Here is a 19818-nt window from a genome sequence, read left to right as displayed (position 1 = left end):
ACTCGGATAAGCGAAATGCCCCCAGGATTTCCCTGAGGGCATTTCGGGGTGGCTGCGGGGGCGCTTCGGGGGTGGTCTACGGGTTTCCCCCGAAGGGGGCCCGATGAGCGCATCCCCTGAGAGGCGCTAGATGTGTGCGGCCCCCGCGCCCGCCTCAGCGTTCGTTCCCCGCTTGGTCAGGAACGCGACGAAGATCGCCACGACGGCGACGCCCGCGGCGACCAGGCAGGCCAGGCTCATGCCGGAGATGAAGGTGTCGTGCGCGACCGAGGTGATCTTCTCGGCAAGCTCGGCCGGTGTGCCCTTCGGGACCGGGCCCACACCGACCTGGACCGCCTCGGACGCCTGGTCCAGCTGGGCGGGCGTGAGCGGCGGAAGCTTGGCGTCGGTCCAGTTGCCCGCGAGGTCGTTGTCCACCTTCGAGGCCATCACGGCGCCGAGCACGGCGGTGCCGAGGCTTCCTCCGATCTGCATGGCGGCCTGCTGGAGGCCCCCCGCGACGCCGGAGAGCTCCATCGGGGCGTTGCCCACGATGACCTCGGTGGCGCCCACCATGACGGGAGCAAGGCCCAGGCCGAGGAGGGCGAACCACAGCGACATGGCGCCGCTGCCCGTGCCCGACTCCAGCGTGGACATGCCGTACATGGCGACGGCGGTGAGCAGCATGCCGCCCGCGAGCGGGATGCGCGGACCCACCTTCGTGATCATCGCGCCCGCCAGCGGCGAGCCCACGATCATCATTCCGGTCAGCGGCAGGAGGTGCAGACCGGAATCGACGGGGCTCATGCCGTGCACGTTCTGCAAGTAGAAGGTGACGAAGAAGAGGCCGCCCATGAAGGCGATGGCCATGAGCACCATCAGGACCACGCCGGCAGACAGCGGCACCGAGCGGAACAGGGCCAGCGGGATCAGCGGTTCCTTGACGCGCGTCTCCCAGATCCCGAAGAGCGCGAAGCACAGCACGGAGGCCGCCAGGAACGTCCAGGTCAGGCCGTCGCCCCAGCCCCACGCCGGGGCCTTGATGAGCGCCCAGACCAGGCTGAACATCGCGGCGGAGAGCAGCACGATGCCGAGGACGTCGAAGGATCGCGGCGCGTTCTCTGCCCGGTGGTCCTTGAGGATCAGGAGCCCGAGGACGAGGGCGATGACGCCGACGGGGACGTTGATGAAGAAGACGGACTGCCAGCTGACGTGCTGGACGAGCAGCCCACCGAGGATCGGGCCGCCCGCGGTCGACGCGCCGATCACCATGCCCCAGATGCCGATCGCCATGTTCAGCTTCTCGGCGGGGAACGTGGCCCGCAGGAGGCCGAGCGCGGCCGGCATGAGGAGCGCACCGAACAGGCCCTGGAACACCCGGAAAGTGACCACCAGGGCGATGCTGTCCGACAGGCCGATGGCTCCCGAGGACGCGGCGAACCCGATCACGCCGATGAGAAAGGTCTGCCGGTGACCGAAGCGGTCGCCGAGCTTGCCCGCGGTGATCAGCGTGACCGCGAGGGCGAGGAAGTAGCCGTTGGTGATCCATTGGACGTCGGCGAAGCTGGCACCGAGGTCCTTCTGGATGGCCGGGTTGGCGATGGCCACGATGGTGCCGTCGAGAGCGACCATCATCACGCCGATCGCGACGGAGAACAGCGTCAGCCAGGGGTGGCCGCGAAGCCCCTTGGCCGGGGCCGGAACGGACATGGGCTCCGGAGCCTTGTCCGCCTTGTCGACGGTGGTCTGACTAGTCATGCGTCCGAGGCTAATGACAGCGACTGACAGTTGACAAACCAATTCACAAGTCGGTAACTGTCACGTTGCTCACAGGTAAGCTGAGCTGGGCAAACAGACGTAAAGAGGGACACGAGTGAAGACGCAGGAAGCACGTTCAGGGCTGCGGGAACGCAAGAAGCAGCGCACCCGCGAGGCCCTGCTGCGCTCCGCGCTGGAACTCTTCACCACAAAGGGGTACGACCACACGACGGTTGACGAAATCGCGGAGGCCGTCGACGTCTCGCAGCGCACCTTCTTCCGGTACTTCACCAGCAAGGAGGAGACCGCGTTCGCGGTCCAGGACATGGTGGAGTCCCGCTTCATCACCCTCCTGCGCGAACGCCCCGCGGCCGACAGCCCGTTCGAGGCCCTGCGTGGTGCCGTGCTCGACGCCTGGGACACCCTCGGTGAGCCCATCGAAGAGGTCGTTCCGGTCGAACTCCACATGCGCACCTACCAGATGATCGAATCCACCCCCTCCCTGATCGCCGTGCACCTGCGCCGTTCCACGGAGCTGGAGGAGGAGATCGCGCGCGTGATCGCCGAGCGCGAGGGCCTCGACGTGGAGACGGATCTGCGCCCCCGCGTGACAGTGGCCGCGTTCAGTGGCGTGATGCGCATGGCCGGGCGGCTGTGGGGCGCCGGTGAGGACATCAGCGTCGAGTCGATCCGCGAGGTCACGGAGTCCTATCTCGACCAGCTGGGGCCGGTGTTGGCGGGAAAGTGGCGCACAGAGTGACCGACCGTGCACTCCTGCACGCCAAGAGCGCAATCGGCACCTACAGAGCGTGACGACACCACCTAAGCTAGGCCCGTTTTGCCCTAATTACCCCGCAGGAAACGTGATCTGCCTCACCGATTTCGCGGGTTGGTCCGCGGTTCTCCTAGGGTGTCCCGCAGTGACTTCCTTCGACTCATCCCCGCAACTCAGCGTCTGGCGCGCACTGCTCGCACTGGCCGTTGTGTTCGTCATGCTGGCGACCACCGGCTGGACCGCCGTGCGCCACAAGGGCGTCACCTCACCGGTCAACGCCGCCATCACAGCGTGGGAACACGGCCACCTCAACGGGCACGCTCTGCCGGACCCGGACGGCTCGCCCGCCCGCCTCGCGCAGTTCTTCGCCTCACTCACCAGCCAACAGCGCACCAGGCTCGCCGCCCACTACCCGCTCGCCGTCGGCAACATGAACGGCGCGCCGGTGGAGCTGCGCTACCGCGCCAACCGCATCGCCCTCGACCAGGCACGCAAGGTGGCGCGGAAGAGCACGCACGACAACCGGCTCTCCGCTGCGGGACAGCGCGACGCCGGCCAGCGCATGAACCGGTACGCGTCGCTGATGCGCCCCGACCGCAAGATCCTCGCCTTCGACCCCCTGGGCACCGGCCGCGTCGCCGAGGTCTTCGGGGACCTCGACAAGGCCCAGCGCGTCTCAGTCGTGGTCCCAGGCGTCGACACCAACCTCCTCACGTTCCAGCGAACCGTCCGCAAGTACTCGGCGCCGGTCGGCATGGCCCGCTCCCTGTACCGCGCGGAGCGCGCCGCCGGACCCGGCACACGCACCGCCGTGATCGCCTGGGCCGACTACACGACGCCCGCGGGCCTCGGCGTCGACGCGGCCACCGCGATGCGCGCGGAGGAGGGCGCCACCCGGCTCAACGCCCTGGTACGCGCACTGCCGGGCCGCACTCCGGTGGCCCTGTACTGCCACAGCTACGGTTCCGTGGTGTGCGGTGTCGCCGCCCACAAGCTGCCCTCCCGGGTGAGCGACATAGCGGTGGCCGGCAGCCCCGGAATGCGCGCCGAGAAGGCCGCGAAACTGGGCACCCACGCGCGCGTGTGGGCGATGCGGGACAGCGACGACTGGATCCAGGACGTGCCGTACCTGGAGGTCGGCGGGATCGGTCACGGCGCCGACCCCGTCTCCCGTGGATTCGGCGCCCGGGTCCTGTCGGCAGCGGGCGCACGCGGGCACACCGGCTATTTCGAGCCGGGCACGGAGAGCCTCAGCAACTTCGCCGACATCGGCATCGGTTCGTACCGCACCCTGCGATGTGCGAGCGGGCATGACACCTGTCGTGACGGATCTTCCGGCACAACATCGGCCTGACGCGCGTAGAAATCGGTGAAACAGGGGCACGACGCAACAGGGGACGGAGGCGCGCGTGCCGCATACGATGAACCGCATGGGTGACGTACTGGCCGGATTTCATGCCGCCTGGGAGTTCGGGTCCGACTCCGTGCTCATCCGCTTCGAACGGGGAATCCGCACGCCGAAGCTGCTCCAAGCACTCGGTGAGCGCCGCATCCCCTATGAGGCGATCGCGGCGGTGACACTCACTCCCGGCAAGCGCGGGACCGTCATCCTGCGCGCCGTGCCGAGACCGGGCGCCGATCCGCTGATGGACGCGGCCGCGGGACAGCTCAAGGAGGGATGCGACCCCTACCGGCTCGTCCTGCCCGCCGAGCGCGAGACACTCGCCGAGTACTACGTGGACGAGCTGCGCGACGTGCTGGCCCTGGACGACGGCGCACCGGCGGGCCGCTACCTGGTGGCGGCGCCCGAGGCGCCACTGCACTTCAAGGCCTACGACGGCAAGGCCTCTTTCGACGGTACGTCCGTGGCGTTCCGATGGTTCTGGACCGGGGCGTCGTCGGCGAAGTGGAAGGCCGGCGACAAGAGCTTTCCCGTCTCGGATCTGAGCGGCGTCGAATGGCGTTCGCCCGAGGTCTTCGAGGGCCACCTGCGGCTGTTGCGCCGCGACACGTCCGAGCAGCCCGCTCAGGCCGACCAGGACCCGGCCGCCGTGATCTTCGGTCTCGGGTACGGGCCCGTGCACGAGTCACTGCCCTTCGCCGCGTCCATCCTCGCGGCCGTAAGGGCCGGCTCGGCCGTGCCCGCGTCCGGCGGCTCCCCTGCCCGGCGTGACCCCGCGGACATCGCCGACCGCATCCGTCACCTGGGCGAGCTGCACCAGGCGGGCCTCGTCACGGACTCCGAGTTCTCCACGAAGAAGGCCGAGCTGCTGGCTGAGTTGTAGAGCGGCCGCGGGGTGCGAGCCCGGCCTGGGGGCGAGCGACCCCGGCATGGCGTGCCGCTCGGCTCCGGGTGCGGTCCTGGCGCACGTGGCTTCGTCGAGGTTCGGCGTCCGTCGGTCGGCCCCTCATGTCATACCTGGGTACGGGGTCCGGTGAGCTCCCCGGTATGACGGCACCGCGGGTGGTTGTTGCCTACGCTGAGCAGGCCATGAGCCCCACATCGACTGCACCCGACCAGGAGCCCCGCCCGCCGGACGGCAAGGCCGCACCGCCAGGAGGCCCGCGCCGCGTGCTCTCCGCCGTCCTCGGCGGGCTGCGGGCGGCCGGGGCCTCGCTCGCCGCTCCCGCCGGACCGGCCGAGCCTCTGCTCGGCCACTCGTCGAGCCGCTGGGTGCGGCTGGTCCCCTATGTGCTCGCGCTGGGCTTCGTCGCCACACTGATCCCGGTCACCACCCAGGTCCTGTCGAACGACTACGGGGTCCCCGGCGGTCTCGCCGGCGCCTTGGGGGTCGCACAGGCCGCTCCTCTGCTGCTCGCCGTCAGCCGGCCGCTGCTCGCGTGGGGCATCGTGATCGTCGCGGACGTCGTCGGGGCGTTTGTCATCCAGGGATCGGCCTCCCAGCACGCCGCGCCCTGGACCCCCATGGTCATCGTGGGATATCTGGCCCTGTGCTTCGTCCTGTCCCTGCGGGAGGGCAGACGCACGGTCCTGGGGGTCTGGCTGGTCACGGTGGTGTCCGGACTCGTCCTCGACATGTTCCGCCCCTCGGACAGCCAGGCCACGAGCGTGCTGATGATCGTGCTGAGCGGTGGGGTGCTGCTGTTCGGGACGCTGCTGCGCGAGCGCGGGGAAGCACAGCGCAGACTCGTCGAGCAGGAGACGATCAACGAGGCCGAGCGTTCCCAGCGCACCCTCCTTGAGGAACGGGCGCGTATCGCGCGGGAGTTGCACGACGTCGTGGCTCATCACATGTCGGTCATCACGGTGCAGGCGGACTCCGCGCCGTACCGGCTCCAGGGCCTGACCCCCGAGGCGTGCGAGGAGTTCGGTTCGATAGCGGCGGGCGCCAGGGAGTCGCTCGGTGAGATGCGGCGGCTTCTCGCGGTGCTGCGCAGCGAGGACGCCCCGGGCGGCGAGCGCGCGCCTCAGCCGGGTCTCGGCCGGCTTCAGCAACTGGTGGAGGCCACGGTACGGGGCGGTGTCCCGGCGGAGTTGTCGATGCCCGAGCTGACGCTCGTCGGGGAGCTGACCGATGTGCCGCCCGCGGTGGACCTCTCCGCGTACCGCATCGTGCAGGAGGCCCTGGCCAATGTCGTGCGGCACGCTCCCGGTGCCCGGACTCAGATCTCTGTCTCCAAGGACGAGGACGCCCTGCTGGTGATCGTGGTCAACGGCCCGGCGGGCGAGCACGCTTCACCCGTGGAGACGACCGGCACAGGACACGGTCTCATCGGGATGCACGAGCGCGTACGGTTGGTCGGCGGCACACTCGACGTGGGCCCACTGCCCGGGGGAGGCTTCCGCGTCGCGGCCCGACTCCCGCTGGCCGAGCCCGACTCCCCCTCGTCGTAAAGGAATTCGGCACCGCATGACCATCCGCGTGATCATCGTCGACGACCAGGCCATGGTGCGAGCGGGGTTCGCCGCGCTGCTGGCCGCGCAGAGCGACATCGACGTCGTGGGCGAGGCTCCGGACGGCAAGCAGGGTGTCGAGGTCAGCCGGACCACCCATCCGGATGTCGTCCTCATGGACGTGCGGATGCCCGAGATGGACGGGATCGCGGCGACCCGCGCGCTCCTCGACCCTCCACCGGGCGTGATCCACCGTCCCAAGGTCCTGATGCTGACCACGTTCGACGTGGATGACTATGTGTACGAGGCGCTGCGCGCGGGCGCTTCGGGTTTCCTCCTCAAGGACGCACCGCCGGCCGACCTCATCGCGGCGGTGCGTGTGGTGGCCGCCGGAGAGGCGCTGCTCGCCCCGACGGTCACGCGCCGGCTCATCGAGGACATCGCAAGGCAGCGCCCGTCCGGTCGCAGGGACCGCTCGCCGGAGTTGAACTGTCTGACGCCACGCGAGACAGAGGTCCTCGAACTCATCGCCCGGGGCCTGTCCAACCAGGAGATCGCGCAGAAGCTGGTCCTCGCGGAGCAGACCGTGAAGACCCATATCGGCCGTGTGCTCGCGAAGCTGGGGCTGCGGGACCGGGCGCAGGCCGTGATTTTCGCCTACGAGACCGGCCTCGTCACGCCCGGCGACCAGTAGGCCCAGGCTCGGTATCACGCTCCGCGCCCAGGTCAGCGCGGGTCTTCCCGGGGCACCCCCTACCTGAGTAGCACGTCCGAATACCCGGGTATCACCCGAGAGTTGGCTCCCCGGTGTGACGTGGAGCCGGGCATCGTCTTCCTACCTTCCCCTCGTCACGCCACCGGACGGAGGGGAGACGGGCGATGCGCCTGCGCTCATGGAAGCAACGCGGCCGTAGGACACTGGTCGCCGCCGCGCTCACGACGACTGTCGTGGCGGGTACGACGGGCTGGGCTGTCGGCAGCGAGCAGAGCCCCCTCACGGGTCCGCCACCCGGCGCGGCGTCCTGGCGTGCGGATCACGCCCTCGGCGTCGGGCTGCCCCATCCGTCGACCACGAGGCCGACTCAGGTGGCGGCGTTCTTCCGCGGGTTGGACGAGGCCGAGCGGCAGGATCTGGTCGCGCGGCATCCGACCGTGGTCGGGAATCTGGACGGCGTTCCTGCGGATCTTCGCTACGAGGCCAACACCCGTGCGTTGAAAGCCGAGCGTGACCGGGCCCGGGCGCGTGCGGAGGACCCTTCGCTCACGTCCCAGGACCACGCGCAGGCTCGCTTCCTCGTCACCCGATACACCGAACTCCTCAAGCCCGGGCGGCAGATACTCGCCTTCGACCCGCGAGGCCGCGGCCAGGTGGCCGAGGTATTCGGGGACTTGGCGGGCGCCGAACATGTGTCCGTCGTCGTGCCCGGCTCGGACATCGACCTGAGCTCGTTCGACCGGGCCAAGGATCCGTACGGCACCCCTGCGGGGATGGCCCGCTCGCTGTACGAGGCGTCGGGCGGCCGCACGGCGGTCGTGGCGTGGGTGGGATACACGACGCCTGTCGGCCTGGGGCCGGACGCCGCCACCGGCCGGCTCGCCGAGGCGGGCGCGCCGAGACTGACCCGCTTCGTCCAGGGCTTGACGGCGTCGGGCGCGCCGCGTCCCTCCGTCTTCTGCCACAGCTACGGATCGGTGGTGTGCGGATTCTCCGCCGCCCGACTGCCCGCGTCCGACCTCGTGGTGCTCGGCTCCCCGGGCCTGCACGCGGACAAGGTGGCCGAACTGCGCACCAAGGCCCGGGTCTGGGCCGCGCGGGACGACAGCGACTGGATCGGCCGCGTGCCGAACGTCGAGTTGTTCGGCCTGGGCCACGGCACCGACCCGACCGACCCTTCCTTCGGCGCCCGCCGCATCCCGGCTCACGACGCCGAGGGCCACACCGGCTACTTCGCGCCCGGCACGGACTCGCTGCGCGCTTTCACCCGTATCGCGACTGGAGCGACGTCATGAGTATCGCGACTCTGCGCAGGACCGCGTCCGCCATCGACGCGAAGACACCGGCCCACCGGGACCGGGCGATAGACGGACTGCGCGCACTCGCGCTGCTCGCCGTACCCATGGGCCACTGGCTCCTTGGCGGTTTCTCCCTCGACGGCCAGGGCGCGCTGCACAACACGAGCCCGCTGGCCTCCTTCGGATTCCTCGCCCCGATCAGCTGGGTGCTGCAGATGCTCGGCATCTTCTTCCTGGTGGGGGGCTACGCATCCGTTCTGTCGTACCGGCGGACGCTGGAGGCGGGCGGGTCGACGAGCGCCTGGCTGCGCGGCCGGCTGGCACGTCTGGGCCGCCCGGTCCTCGGGGTGACGGCGGTATGCGCCGCGCTGATCCCCGTGTTGTACGCGCTCGGGGTGCCGGAGAAGACGCTGCACACCGGCTCGACGCTGGTGATACAGCCGCTGTGGTTCGTGGGCGTCTACACGGTGATCACCGCGCTCACGCCGTACTGCGTACGCGCCGCCCGGAAACTGGGGGCGTGGGCGGCGGCACCACTGCTCGGGTCCGTAGCCGTGATCGACTTCCTGCGCTACGGGCCGTATGCGGATGCCATGCCGTCCTGGCTGAGCCTGCTCAACCTGCTCCCCGGCTGGATGTTCGCCTACCAACTGGGCGTCTGCTGGGGCGAGAAGAGGATCGGAAGGCGTGGTGCGTGGGCGCTGCTGATCGGCGGCGCCGCCCTGTTCGCGACGCTGCTCCTCGCGTTCCACTACCCGGAGTCGATGGTGGGCGTGCCGGGCGAGGCCCGGACGAACTCCCATCCGCCGTCGTTGCTGGTGCTCGCGCTTGCGGCCGCGCAGAGCGGTGCGGCGATGCTCCTGCGGGACCGGATCGGCCGGCTGCTGCGGCGGCCCGCGCTGTGGGCGCCGGTCGTCGTCATCAACCTCTCGGCGATGACGATCCTTTGCTGGCACCAGACGGCGCTGCTGACAGCGGCGATACCGGGTTCCTTCGCCGGTGCGATACCCGGGCTGACGACGAGTCCGGACTCGCTGGGCTGGATAGCGGCGAGGATCGCGTGGCTTCCGGTCTTCGCCGGTCTGCTCGTGCTGATCGGCAGGTACACGCGGGGCTTCGAGGCTCCCTGGAAGCGGGCGACGCATGCGCGGCGGGCGCTGGCCGGGCTGCTGGCCGCGGGGTTCGCGGTGTTCGCGCTGGGGCTCACGTGAGGTGCCGGCCGGCCGCCACCGGGGCAGGAGATGCCCACGGCGGCGGACCGGGCAGGTGGCACCGGGGTGTTACTCGCGCCCCGCCGAGGTGAAGGTCATGTCGGCGTAGCGGTCGCCCGCGACCTGGGAGGCGATGGGGGCGATCAGGGCGAGTTCGGCGTCGGTGAGGGTGATGCGGGTGGCCGCGGCGTTCTCCTCGATGCGGCTGCGCTTGCGGGTGCCGGGGATCGGGACGACGGGGAGTCCGAAGGCCCCCGACTGCTGCTGCACCCAGGCCAGGGCGATCTGGCCGAGGGAGGCGCCATGGGCCTCGGCGACCTGGCGCACCGGCTCGAGCAGGGCCGCGTTGGCGGCGGCGTTGTCGCCGGTGAAGCGGGGCTGCTGGCGGCGGAAGTCGTCCGCGCCGAGCTCCTTGTCGGCGCTGACGAAGGAGCCGGTGAGGAAGCCGCGCCCGAGCGGCGAGTACGGCACGAGGGCCACACCCAGTTCGGCGGCGGTCGGCACGACCTCCTTCTCGATGTCGCGGCTGAACAGCGACCACTCGGACTGGAGGGCGGCGATCGGGTGCACGGCCTGGGCGGCGCGCAGTTCGCCGCCGGTGACCTCGCTGAGGCCGAGGTGCTTGACCTTGCCGGCGGCGACGAGTTCGGCCATCACGCCGACGGTCTCCTCGATCGGCACGTTTACGTCGCGGCGGTGCATGTAGTAGAGGTCGATCGTGTCGACGCCGAGACGCTGGAGGCTGGCGTCGATGCAGGCGCGGATGTACTCGGGATCGTTGTTGATGACGCGCTTCGTGGGGTCGCTCGGGTCCACGCCCAGGGCGAACTTGGTGGCCAGCACCACCTCGTCACGGTGCGCCTTGAGGAAGGGAGCAAGGAACTTCTCGTTCTCGCCGGCGGCATAGGCGTCGGCGGTGTCGTACAAGGTGACGCCGAGTTCCAGGCCCCGCTCCAGGGTGGCCCGTGCCTCGTCGGCGTCCGTCGGACCGTAGGCCCAGCTCATGCCCATGCAGCCGAGGCCCTGCACGCCCACCAAGGGCCCGTTGTTTCCCAACTCCACAGTGGAAATCCGCCGCGGCTGCTCCGTGCTGCTCATTCGGTTCAGGCCCTCTCCGACGCCCGCCGGGCGCCCGCATAGAAGTCAATCTTGAGGTCGAGTACGGACAAGGTGTCCTGGAGTTCGGCGATCCGGGACAGCACGTCCCTGCGCGTCGATTCGAGGAGTTCGCGGCGCTCCTCGAAGGTGTCTTCACCGACCCGCACGAGTCCGGCGTAGCGCACCATGTGTGCCACGGGCATCCCGGTCAGCCGCAGCTTGCCCACGAAGGTGAGCCAGTCGAGGTCCCGATTGCTGTAGCGGCGCTGGCCCGTGTGCGAGCGGTCGATGTGGGGCATGAGCCCGATCCGCTCGTACCAGCGCAGCGTGTGGGCGGTCAGTCCGGTGAAGGCCACGACCTCGCTGATCGTGTAGTGGTCCTGGCCCTCCGGGCGCGGGTGAGCGGTGGGGGCCGATGCGCAGACGTCGGCCTTGCTGGGTGCGGGGGTGGTCTCCATCACCGTCATGCCCCCACGCTAGAACGTTGAAGTGCACTCCAAGCAAGCACATTGGGGAGGAATTCCGGACGGCGTCCGTCGATGCGACTCGGCCCGCGCGACGGCCCGGCCCAGCTCGTGGGCGCAGGAGGGTGTCCTCGCGGAGCCCGTTAGGCTCGTGGCCATGCAGAGCCTTGCGATGATCGAGAACTGGCCGGTACCGACCGCCGCCGCAGCCGTCGTCCGCGCGGACGGCACGGTCCTCGGGGCGCACGGTCCGACGGCCCACCGTTTCCCGCTGGCCTCGGTCACCAAGCCGCTCGCCGCCTACGCCGCCCTCGTCGCCTACGAAGAGGGCGCGATCGAGTTCGACGACCCGGCCGGCCCCGAGGGGTCCACGGTGCGCCACCTCCTCGCGCACACCTCCGGGCTCGCCTTCGACGAGCACCGGGCGACGTCGGCGCCCGGTACACGGCGGCTGTACTCGAATGCGGGGTTCGAGGTGCTCGGCGACCACATCGCGAAGGCGACGGAGATCCCGTTCGCGGAGTATCTGCACCAGGCGGTATGCGAGCCGCTCGGGATGACCTCGACCTCGCTGGAGGGCTCGCCCGCCAAGGACGGGGTGTCGACCGTGGACGACCTGGCGCGGTTCGCCGCCGAGGTGCAGGCTCCCCGGCTGCTCGATCCGCGGACCGTCGCCGAGGCGATGACCGTTCAGTATCCGGGCCTCAAGGGCGTGCTGCCGGGGTACGGGCACCAGAACCCGAACGACTGGGGGCTCGGGTTCGAGATCAGGGACTCCAAGTCGCCGCACTGGACGGGCAGTTCGTCGTCGCCGCGGACGTTCGGGCACTTCGGGCAGTCGGGCACCTTCCTGTGGGTCGACCCCGAGGCGGGTGTCGCGTGTGTGGCGCTGACCGATCGGGCCTTCGGGCCGTGGGCGGCCGAGGTGTGGCCCCCCTTCACGGACGCGGTGCTCGCCGAGGTGTGAGGGGTCGGTCTTGAGCGGTCACGTGTGAGAGGTGCGCGGCCGTTCGCAAGGGAAGCCTCAGCGGGCGGCCATCTCCCACAGCAGCAGTTCCGCCGGTCCTGACGCCACGGCTTCGAGGTCGGATTCCCCGGCGATCCTGACCGAGTCGCCCGCACCCAACTCCGCACCGCCGAGCACCACTTCGCCGCGGACCACATGAACGTACACCTGGGCCGCGTCCGGGACGGCGGCGCGCTCCCTCGGTCCGAGGCGGCGCACATGCAGGAGGGAGCCGGCCTCGGGCACGTCGTAGGGCGTGGAGTCGGCGATGCCGTGCACGACCTCGTAGACCGGGTCACCGCCCGGTTCCACAGGAGCGAGCCACATCTGGACGAAGACGAGCGGGTCGGGGCCGTCATTGCGCTCGACATGACGCACTCCGCCGCCCGCGCTGAGGCGCTGCACATCGCCCGGGGCGACCACGGACTCGTGCCCCGTCGAATCGCGGTGGGTGAGCCGGCCCGAGACGACCCAGGTGACGATCTCGGTGTGGCTGTGCGGATGCTCGTCGAAACCCGCGCCCGGCGCGAGGCGTTCCTCGTTGCAGGCCAGGATCGATCCGAAGCGCAGGTTGTCGGGGTCGTAGTGGGGGCCGAAGGAGAAGGCGTGGAACGACTCGATTCCGGCGTTCGGCTCGCCGCCGGGGTACCGGTCGCCGGAGCGACGTACTTCCATCACGCCGTACACGGTAGCCCCGGACCGGGACGTCCACGTGGCCACCTTGCACCCTCCACTCCGCTGAGCCGTCCCGATAAGGCAGTCTTGTCCCCGTGCCCGAACCCTCAGCGAACGAAGCCCCCGACCATCGCGACCGCCGTGCGAACCCCCACCCGCACTCCGCGACCCTGAAGCGCCTGGAGAAGTCGTCCGGGAGCCTCGCCGCGCAGGCCATTACGCGCATGGACGAGACGCTGCCGTGGTACCGGGCGATGCCACCGGAGAACCGCTCCTGGATCGGGCTGGTCGCGCAGGCAGGTATCGCGGCCTTCACCGAGTGGTTCCGGCACCCGGACGCCCCCCAGGCGATCTCGACCGACGTCTTCGGCACCGCGCCTCGCGAGCTGACCCGGGCCATCACGCTGCGCCAGACCGTGGAGATGGTCCGCACGACCATCGAGGTCATGGAGTCCGCGATCGACGAGGTCGCGGCGCCCGGCGACGAGTCGATCCTGCGTGAGGCACTGCTCGTCTACGCACGGGAGATCGCCTTCGCGACCGCCCAGGTCTACGCGCAGGCGGCCGAGGCGCGCGGTGCGTGGGACGCCCGGCTCGAGTCCCTGGTGGTCAACGCGGTTCTCTCGGGCGAGGCCGACGAGGGTGCCGTCAGCAGGGCCGCGGCGCTCGGGTGGAACTCGCCGGAGCACGTGTGCGTGGTGCTCGGCACCGCCCCCGACGGGGACAGCGAGCTGACCGTCGAGGCGATCCGCCGGGCCGCCCGGCACGCCAAGCTCCAGGTCCTGACCGGGGTACTCGGCGACCGCCTCGTCGTCATCGCAGGCGGCAACAACAATCCACTTCAGGTCGCGAAGTCGCTGATCGGCCCGTATGCGGCGGGTCCCGTGGTGGCCGGCCCCGTGGTCCCCGACCTGCTCGCCGCGACCAGGTCGGCGCAGGCCGCGGCCGCCGGACTCAAGGCGTGCGGGGCGTGGCAGGACGCTCCGCGCCCCGTTCTGGCGGATGATCTCCTTCCGGAGCGGGCGATCGCGAGCGACCCTGCCGCGCGCGAGCAGTTGGTGGAGGAGATCTACAGACCACTCGAGGAGGCCGGTTCGGCTCTCCTGGAGACGCTCAGCGTCTATCTGGAACAGGCGAGCAGTCTCGAAGGGGCGGCCCGGATGCTCTTCGTCCACCCGAATACCGTCCGCTACCGGCTCCGACGTGTGACAGACGTCACCGGCTGGTCACCCTCCGATGTCAGGTCGGCGTTCACGCTGCGGATCGCGCTGATCCTGGGGCGCCTGGCCGACGCGGATCCTCAGTCATAGCCTTTTGTCGGGGGCCTACAATTCCCCCTTCGGTTCTTCGTCCCTGTCCCCACGGGCGGCCGTGGCCGTCCACAAGAGAGAGTGTGAGAGTGCTCGTACTCGTCGCTCCCGGCCAAGGCGCTCAGACGCCCGGCTTCCTGACTCCCTGGCTAGACCTCCCCGGTGCCGCAGACCGCGTCGCCGCGTGGTCGGACGCCATCGGGCTCGACCTTGCCCACTACGGCACGCAGGCCGACGCGGACGCGATCCGTGACACGGCCGTTGCTCAGCCTCTGCTCGTCGCGGCCGGACTCCTGTCGGCCGCGGCACTCGGCGACATCGCTCCTGACGCCGTCGCGGGCCACAGCGTCGGCGAGATCACCGCGGCGGCCTTCGCCGGGGTTCTCGACGACACGGCCGCCCTCCAGCTCGTGCGCAAGCGCGGCCTGGCCATGGCCGAGGCGGCCGCCGTGACCAAGACCGGTATGTCCGCCCTGCTCGGCGGCGACCCGGAGGTCACCACCGCACACCTGGAGAAGCTGGGCCTGACCCCGGCGAATGTGAACGGCGCGGGCCAGATCGTGGCCGCGGGCACCCTCGAGGAGCTCGCCGCGCTCGAGGCCGACAAGCCCGAGGGCGTACGCCGGGTCGTGCCGCTGACGGTGGCCGGCGCGTTCCACACCCGCCACATGGCTCCCGCGGTGGCGACGCTGGAAGAGGCCGCCCAGGCCCTCACCCCGGCCGACCCCACGGTCGCGTACGTGTCGAACAAGGACGGCCGGACGGTCGCCACCGGCGCCGAGGTCGTCTCGCGTCTGGTCGGCCAGGTGGCCAACCCGGTGCGCTGGGACCTGTGCATGGAGACCTTCAAGGCGCTCGGCGTGACCGCGCTCGTCGAGGTGTGCCCGGGCGGCACCCTCACCGGTCTCGCCAAGCGCGCCCTGCCGGGCGTGCAGACCCTCGCCCTCAAGACCCCCGACGACCTCGACGCAGCCCGCGCCCTGATCGCCGAGCACACCTCCGCCGCGGCGGACACGCAGACGGCCTGACAAGGAGCCCCGAGAGCATGTCGAAGATCAAGCCCAGTCAGGGCGCCCCGTACGCGCGCATCATGGGCGTCGGCGGTTACCGGCCGACGCGGGTCGTGCCGAACGAGGTGATCCTCGAGAAGATCGACTCGTCCGACGAGTGGATCCGCTCCCGTTCGGGCATCGCGACGCGCCACTGGGCCTCCGACGCGGAGACCGTGGCCGCGATGTCGATCGAGGCTTCCGGCAAGGCCATCGCGGACGCCGGGATCAGCGCGGAGCAGATCGGCGCCGTGGTCGTGTCGACCGTGTCGCACTTCAAGCAGACCCCGGCCATCGCGACCGAGATCGCGGACAAGCTCGGCACCGCCAAGGCTGCCGCGTTCGACATCTCCGCCGGGTGCGCGGGCTTCGGCTACGGCCTGACCCTCGCCAAGGGCATGATCGTCGAGGGCAGCGCCGAGTACGTGCTGGTGATCGGCGTGGAGCGGCTGAGCGACCTGACCGACCTGGAGGACCGCGCGACGGCCTTCCTGTTCGGTGACGGCGCCGGCGCCGTCGTCGTGGGCCCCTCGCAGGAGCCGCACATCGGTCCCACCGTCTGGGGTTCCGAGGGCGACAAGTCCGAGACGATCAAGCAGACCGTGCCGTGGGACGAGTTCCGCGTCGGCGATGTGTCGAAGCTGCCGCTGGACAGCAAGGGCGACATCAAGTTCCCTGCGATCACGCAGGAGGGCCAGGCGGTGTTCCGCTGGGCCGTGTTCGAGATGGCGAAGGTTGCCCAGCAGGCGCTGGACGCGGCCGGGATCAGCGCGGACGACCTGGACGTCTTCATTCCGCACCAGGCAAACATGCGGATCATCGACTCGATGGTGAAGACTCTGAAACTGCCGGAGCATGTCACGGTCGCCCGTGACATCGAGACCACCGGCAACACCTCGGCCGCCTCGATTCCGCTCGCGATGGAGCGGCTTCTGGCGACCGGGAAGGCGAAGAGCGGCGACACCGCCCTCGTCATCGGCTTCGGGGCGGGTCTCGTCTACGCCGCCACGGTCGTTACCCTCCCCTAGGCAGACCGTCCCGGATCACTCCGGGCACAAACGCCGCCACACCCTCTGGATACGTAAGAAGGAGCGCCAACATGGCCGCCACTCAGGAAGAGATCGTCGCCGGTCTCGCGGAGATCGTGAACGAGATCGCCGGCATCCCGGTCGAGGACGTCCAGCTGGACAAGTCCTTCACCGACGACCTGGACGTCGACTCGCTGTCCATGGTCGAGGTCGTCGTCGCCGCCGAAGAGCGCTTCGACGTCAAGATCCCGGACGACGACGTCAAGAACCTCAAGACCGTCGGTGACGCCACCGACTACATCGTCAAGCACCAGGCCTGATCAACCGCTCGCCTAGTGCTGCCGCTCCGCCACCCGGCGGTGGCGCCGCTGAATCCCTCGCATCCGTTGGAGAAAGAATTCCTGTGAGCCCGACCAATCGCACCGTGGTCGTCACCGGTATCGGCGCAACCACACCGCTGGGTGGCGACGCGACGTCCACCTGGGAGGGTCTGGTCGCCGGTCGTTCCGGTGTCCGTCCCCTCGAACAGGAGTGGGCCGCCGACCAGGCGGTCCGTATCGCGGCGCAGATCGCCGTGGAACCGAGCGAGGTCATCCCGCGCCCGCAGGCCCGCCGCCTGGACCGCTCGGCGCAGTTCGCGCTGATCGCGGCCAAGGAGGCCTGGGCCGACGCCGGTTACACCGACAAGGCCGGTGAGGACCCCGCTGTCGCCCCCGACCGGCTCGGCGCGGTCATCGCCTCCGGCATCGGCGGCGTGACGACGCTCCTCGACCAGTACGACGTGCTGAAGGAGAAGGGCGTACGCCGCGTCTCCCCGCACACCGTTCCGATGCTCATGCCGAACGGCCCCTCGGCCAACGTGGGCCTGGCCGTGAACGCCCGCGCGGGTGTGCACACCCCGGTCTCCGCCTGCGCGTCCGGCGCCGAGGCCATCGGCTACGCGATCGAGATGATCCGCACGGGCCGTGCGGACGTCGTGGTCGCCGGTGGCACCGAGGCGGCCATCCACCCGCTGCCCATCGCCGCCTTCGGCAACATGATGGCGATGTCCAAGAACAACGACGACCCGCAGGGCGCCTCGCGTCCCTACGACGTTGGCCGGGACGGCTTCGTCCTCGGTGAGGGCGCCGGTGTCCTGATCCTCGAGTCCGCCGAGCACGCCGCCAAGCGCGGTGCCCGCGTCTACGCGGAGGCGGTCGGCCAGGGCATCTCCGCCGACAGCCACGACATCGTCCAGCCGGAGCCGGGCGGCCGCGGCATCTCGCAGGCCCTGCAGAACCTGCTCGACAACACCGACCTGGACCCGGCCGAGATCGTGCACGTGAACGCGCACGCGACCTCGACGCCGGCCGGTGACGTGGCCGAGCTCAAGGCGCTGCGCAAGGTCTTCGGCGACGACACCGACCACATGGCGGTCTCCGCCACCAAGTCGATGACGGGCCACCTCCTCGGCGGCGCCGGCGGTATCGAGTCGGTCGCGTCGGTGCTCGCCCTGTACCACCGGGTGGCTCCGCCGACGATCAACGTCGAGAACCTCGACCCGGAGGCGGAGGCTGCCGCCGACATCGTCCGCGGTGAGGCCCGCAAGCTGCCCGTCGAGGGCCGCATCGCCGCGCTGAACGACTCGTTCGGCTTCGGCGGACACAACGTCGTGCTGGCGTTCCGCTCGGTCTGACACCCGCGTACACGTACGTAGCCGAAGGGGCCCCCACCATCACGGTGGGGGCCCCTTCGGCAACTGCGAAGCACCACCGCTCAGAACGCCTGCAGAAAGCCTGCGGAACGCCTCACACCACCTGGTGCAGCCACCGCACCGGGGCGCCCTCGCCCGCGTAGCGGAAGGGTTCCAGTTCGTCGTCCCAGGGCTTGCCGAGGAGCTTGGCGAGTTCGGCTTCCAGGTCCGTCTCGCCGCCCTTCGAACGGGCGAGCGCGGCGCGCAGCCGGTCCTCGGGGATGAGGATGTCGCCGTGGATTCCGGTGACGGCGTGGAAGATGCCCAGTTCGGGCGTGGCGCTGTAGCGCTCGCCCTCGGCCGTCGCGCAGGGTTCCGCGGTCACCTCGAAGCGGAGGAGCTGCCAGCCGCGCAGCGCGGACGCCAGTTTGGAGGCGGTGCCCGCCTCACCGCGCCAGGAGAACTCGGATCTCCAGGTGCCCGGCGCCGCCGGCTGCCGGATCCAGTCGAGGTTGATACGCGCGCCGAGCACGCCCGCGACTGCCCATTCGACGTGCGGGCACAGCGCGCGCGGTGCGGAGTGCACGTACAGGACTCCACGTGTCGTCACCGGGACCTCCAGTGTGGGACGAGGTTCGCCTTTCCCGGCGGCCTCGCGCCCGTGCCGAGCAGTTTTCCCCAAAGACCAGTTGAACCAGGGGAACCAGGAAAAAAGGGACAGATGTGACGTGATGTAATTTAGCGGAAGCTGTCTTGCGGGGCTTCATCGGGTCGGCCGACCGTCCTGTCGCTGCCGTGACAGCAGTGGCCGGGCCGCCACGGGGCGAGGCTACCGTGTGGCGGCGCAAGGAGTGTGACGTACCGTCGGTCCCGGCGCCCTGGAGGGCCGACGTTTCACCCGCGGGGACTCAACCGCGGCGGCGTGCGCGGCGTCACGTTCGACAACAGAGGCGCCGGCGGCGGCCAGAAGCGGTGAGAGAGGACAACGGGATGCGGATCCGAAGCCACCGGTCAGCTGCCGTCCGGGCCGCCGTCGCCGGTGTGACGGCCGTTCTGCTCGGTGCCGCGGGCCTCGCCGCATGCGACGCGATCGGCGACAACTCCCCAGGACCGGAGGGCAGTACCGCCGGTACGAAGCCGTCCCCGAAGCCCACCCCCAGGTGGGACACGAGCCCGCGCTCCGTTGCCGCCGTGGGCGACTCCATCACGCGGGGCTTCGACGCCTGCTCGGTCCTCACGGACTGCCCGGAGGTGTCGTGGGCGACCGGTTCCGACACCGGGGTGCGCAGCCTCGCGGTCCGGCTCCTGGGGAAGGACCGGGCGGCCACGCACAGTTGGAATTTCGCGCGCACCGGTGCACGGATGGCTGACCTTCCCGCGCAGATGGAGCAGGCGGCCGCGGTGTCGCCGGGCCTTGTGACGGTGATGGCGGGGGCCAACGACGCCTGCCGGCCGACGCCCGCCACGATGACGCCGGTCGACACGTTCCGCGCCGACTTCGAGGAAGCGATGCGCACGCTGCGGCGCGAGGTGCCCAAGGCTCAGGTGTATGTGTCGAGCGTGCCGGACCTCAAGCGCCTGTGGTCGGCGGGCCGGACGAATCCGCTGGGCAAGCAGGTGTGGAAGCTCGGCATCTGCTCGTCGATGCTGGCCGACCCGGACGACCTCGCGGCAGCGGCGACGCAGCGCCGGGCCTCGGTGCAGGGCCGGGTGGTGGCGTACAACGAGGTGCTCGCGGACGTGTGCGCGAAGGATCGGCGGTGCCGGTACGACGGCGGGGCGGTCTTCGCCTACCGGTTCGACGGGAAGCAGCTCAGTCACTGGGACTGGTTCCACCCCAGCAAGGACGGCCAGTCGCGGCTCGCGGCGATGGCGTACCGACGGGTGACGGCCAAGGAGCCGATCACCTGAGCCGGGGGCTCCC

The 19818-nt window shown here is 70.3% G+C and carries 19 protein-coding genes; 14 read left to right on the top strand and 5 right to left on the bottom strand.

What is annotated here, in order from left to right; genetic code table 11:
* Window positions 1-126 precede the first annotated feature (126 nt).
* The gene (locus OG574_RS31185) at window positions 127-1737 is read right to left on the bottom strand and encodes a DHA2 family efflux MFS transporter permease subunit (RefSeq protein WP_326775917.1); all 1611 of its coding nucleotides are present in this window, start codon (window positions 1735-1737) and stop codon (window positions 127-129) included.
* Window positions 1738-1852: 115 nt separating this feature from the next.
* Between OG574_RS31185 and OG574_RS31180 the strand changes: the two genes are divergently transcribed.
* The 7 genes from OG574_RS31180 (at window position 1853) to OG574_RS31150 (ending at window position 9592) form a co-directional block, all read left to right on the top strand.
* Window positions 1853-2497 carry a TetR family transcriptional regulator gene (locus OG574_RS31180; RefSeq protein WP_326775916.1) on the top strand — a complete coding sequence of 215 codons (645 nt, stop codon included), beginning with the start codon at window positions 1853-1855 and terminating at the stop codon, window positions 2495-2497.
* Window positions 2498-2657: 160 nt separating this feature from the next.
* Window positions 2658-3866 carry an alpha/beta hydrolase family protein gene (locus OG574_RS31175; RefSeq protein ID WP_326775915.1) on the top strand — a complete coding sequence of 403 codons (1209 nt, stop codon included), beginning with the start codon at window positions 2658-2660 and terminating at the stop codon, window positions 3864-3866.
* A 76-nt stretch (window positions 3867-3942) separates the two neighbouring features.
* Window positions 3943-4797, top strand: a complete 855-nt coding sequence (locus tag OG574_RS31170) for a DUF4429 domain-containing protein (RefSeq protein ID WP_326775914.1) — start codon at window positions 3943-3945, stop codon at window positions 4795-4797.
* A 206-nt stretch (window positions 4798-5003) separates the two neighbouring features.
* A complete protein-coding gene (locus OG574_RS31165) occupies window positions 5004-6368 on the top strand; it encodes a sensor histidine kinase (RefSeq protein WP_326775913.1) in 1365 nt (454 codons plus the stop codon).
* Between the two features lie 16 nt (window positions 6369-6384).
* On the top strand, window positions 6385-7062 hold the full coding sequence (locus tag OG574_RS31160) for a response regulator transcription factor (RefSeq protein WP_326775912.1): 678 nt from the start codon (window positions 6385-6387) through the stop codon (window positions 7060-7062).
* 185 nt (window positions 7063-7247) lie between these two features.
* Window positions 7248-8378, top strand: coding sequence for an alpha/beta hydrolase (locus OG574_RS31155; protein ID WP_326775911.1), 1131 nt, complete (start codon window positions 7248-7250; stop codon window positions 8376-8378).
* Window positions 8375-9592: an acyltransferase family protein gene (locus OG574_RS31150; RefSeq protein ID WP_326775910.1), complete on the top strand. Its 1218-nt coding sequence runs from the start codon at window positions 8375-8377 to the stop codon at window positions 9590-9592. Before OG574_RS31155 ends, OG574_RS31150 begins: the two co-directional genes overlap by 4 nt.
* Window positions 9593-9661: 69 nt before the next feature.
* On the opposite strand, the gene OG574_RS31145 is transcribed toward OG574_RS31150, so the two are convergent.
* Window positions 9662-10690: an aldo/keto reductase gene (locus OG574_RS31145; protein WP_326775909.1), complete on the bottom strand. Its 1029-nt coding sequence runs from the start codon at window positions 10688-10690 to the stop codon at window positions 9662-9664.
* A gap of 5 nt (window positions 10691-10695) precedes the next feature.
* Complete coding sequence (locus tag OG574_RS31140) at window positions 10696-11157, bottom strand: MerR family transcriptional regulator (protein WP_326775908.1); 462 nt, start codon at window positions 11155-11157, stop codon at window positions 10696-10698.
* 154 nt (window positions 11158-11311) lie between these two features.
* On the opposite strand from OG574_RS31140, the gene OG574_RS31135 reads away from it, so the two are divergent.
* Window positions 11312-12121 (top strand): serine hydrolase domain-containing protein, encoded by an 810-nt coding sequence (locus OG574_RS31135; protein ID WP_326775907.1) that lies wholly within the window; start codon window positions 11312-11314, stop codon window positions 12119-12121.
* 57 nt (window positions 12122-12178) lie between these two features.
* Here the strand turns inward: OG574_RS31135 and OG574_RS31130 are convergent, their stop codons facing one another.
* A complete protein-coding gene (locus tag OG574_RS31130; RefSeq protein WP_326778686.1) occupies window positions 12179-12835 on the bottom strand; it encodes a pirin family protein in 657 nt (218 codons plus the stop codon).
* 95 nt (window positions 12836-12930) lie between these two features.
* Here OG574_RS31130 and OG574_RS31125 point away from each other — a divergent pair, with 95 nt between their 5' ends.
* From OG574_RS31125 to OG574_RS31105, 5 genes are all read left to right on the top strand, one after another.
* Complete coding sequence (locus OG574_RS31125; protein ID WP_100591924.1) at window positions 12931-14145, top strand: PucR family transcriptional regulator; 1215 nt, start codon at window positions 12931-12933, stop codon at window positions 14143-14145.
* Window positions 14146-14234: 89 nt separating this feature from the next.
* Window positions 14235-15173, top strand: coding sequence for an ACP S-malonyltransferase (locus tag OG574_RS31120; protein WP_326775906.1), 939 nt, complete (start codon window positions 14235-14237; stop codon window positions 15171-15173).
* A 17-nt stretch (window positions 15174-15190) separates the two neighbouring features.
* A complete protein-coding gene (locus tag OG574_RS31115) occupies window positions 15191-16222 on the top strand; it encodes a ketoacyl-ACP synthase III (RefSeq protein ID WP_326775905.1) in 1032 nt (343 codons plus the stop codon).
* Window positions 16223-16293: 71 nt separating this feature from the next.
* The gene (locus tag OG574_RS31110; RefSeq protein ID WP_100591921.1) at window positions 16294-16542 is read left to right on the top strand and encodes an acyl carrier protein; all 249 of its coding nucleotides are present in this window, start codon (window positions 16294-16296) and stop codon (window positions 16540-16542) included.
* Between the two features lie 83 nt (window positions 16543-16625).
* Entirely contained in the window at window positions 16626-17897 is a 1272-nt protein-coding gene (locus OG574_RS31105) for a beta-ketoacyl-[acyl-carrier-protein] synthase family protein (protein ID WP_100591920.1), read from the top strand.
* A gap of 112 nt (window positions 17898-18009) precedes the next feature.
* Here OG574_RS31105 and OG574_RS31100 read toward each other — a convergent pair whose 3' ends face one another.
* A complete protein-coding gene (locus OG574_RS31100; protein ID WP_100591919.1) occupies window positions 18010-18504 on the bottom strand; it encodes a DUF3145 domain-containing protein in 495 nt (164 codons plus the stop codon).
* A gap of 380 nt (window positions 18505-18884) precedes the next feature.
* Between OG574_RS31100 and OG574_RS31095 the strand changes: the two genes are divergently transcribed.
* Window positions 18885-19805, top strand: a complete 921-nt coding sequence (locus OG574_RS31095; RefSeq protein WP_326775904.1) for an SGNH/GDSL hydrolase family protein — start codon at window positions 18885-18887, stop codon at window positions 19803-19805.
* The last annotated feature ends 13 nt before the right edge of the window (window positions 19806-19818 follow it).

The organism is Streptomyces sp. NBC_01445 (assembly GCF_035918235.1).
Classification (GTDB): Bacteria; Actinomycetota; Actinomycetes; order Streptomycetales; family Streptomycetaceae; genus Streptomyces.
This window is presented reverse-complemented; position numbering and strand designations above follow the sequence as displayed.

Coding starts and splice junctions, on each gene's coding strand:
- OG574_RS31185 (WP_326775917.1), bottom strand. CDS start 1,737: ATGACTAGTCAGACCACCGTCGACAAGGCGGACAAGGCTCCGGAGCCC.
- OG574_RS31155 (WP_326775911.1), top strand. CDS start 7,248: ATGCGCCTGCGCTCATGGAAGCAACGCGGCCGTAGGACACTGGTCGCC.
- OG574_RS31160 (WP_326775912.1), top strand. CDS start 6,385: ATGACCATCCGCGTGATCATCGTCGACGACCAGGCCATGGTGCGAGCG.
- OG574_RS31170 (WP_326775914.1), top strand. CDS start 3,943: ATGGGTGACGTACTGGCCGGATTTCATGCCGCCTGGGAGTTCGGGTCC.
- OG574_RS31140 (WP_326775908.1), bottom strand. CDS start 11,157: ATGACGGTGATGGAGACCACCCCCGCACCCAGCAAGGCCGACGTCTGC.
- OG574_RS31145 (WP_326775909.1), bottom strand. CDS start 10,690: ATGAGCAGCACGGAGCAGCCGCGGCGGATTTCCACTGTGGAGTTGGGA.
- OG574_RS31115 (WP_326775905.1), top strand. CDS start 15,191: ATGTCGAAGATCAAGCCCAGTCAGGGCGCCCCGTACGCGCGCATCATG.
- OG574_RS31110 (WP_100591921.1), top strand. CDS start 16,294: ATGGCCGCCACTCAGGAAGAGATCGTCGCCGGTCTCGCGGAGATCGTG.
- OG574_RS31165 (WP_326775913.1), top strand. CDS start 5,004: ATGAGCCCCACATCGACTGCACCCGACCAGGAGCCCCGCCCGCCGGAC.
- OG574_RS31150 (WP_326775910.1), top strand. CDS start 8,375: ATGAGTATCGCGACTCTGCGCAGGACCGCGTCCGCCATCGACGCGAAG.
- OG574_RS31095 (WP_326775904.1), top strand. CDS start 18,885: ATGCGGATCCGAAGCCACCGGTCAGCTGCCGTCCGGGCCGCCGTCGCC.
- OG574_RS31135 (WP_326775907.1), top strand. CDS start 11,312: ATGCAGAGCCTTGCGATGATCGAGAACTGGCCGGTACCGACCGCCGCC.
- OG574_RS31130 (WP_326778686.1), bottom strand. CDS start 12,835: ATGGAAGTACGTCGCTCCGGCGACCGGTACCCCGGCGGCGAGCCGAAC.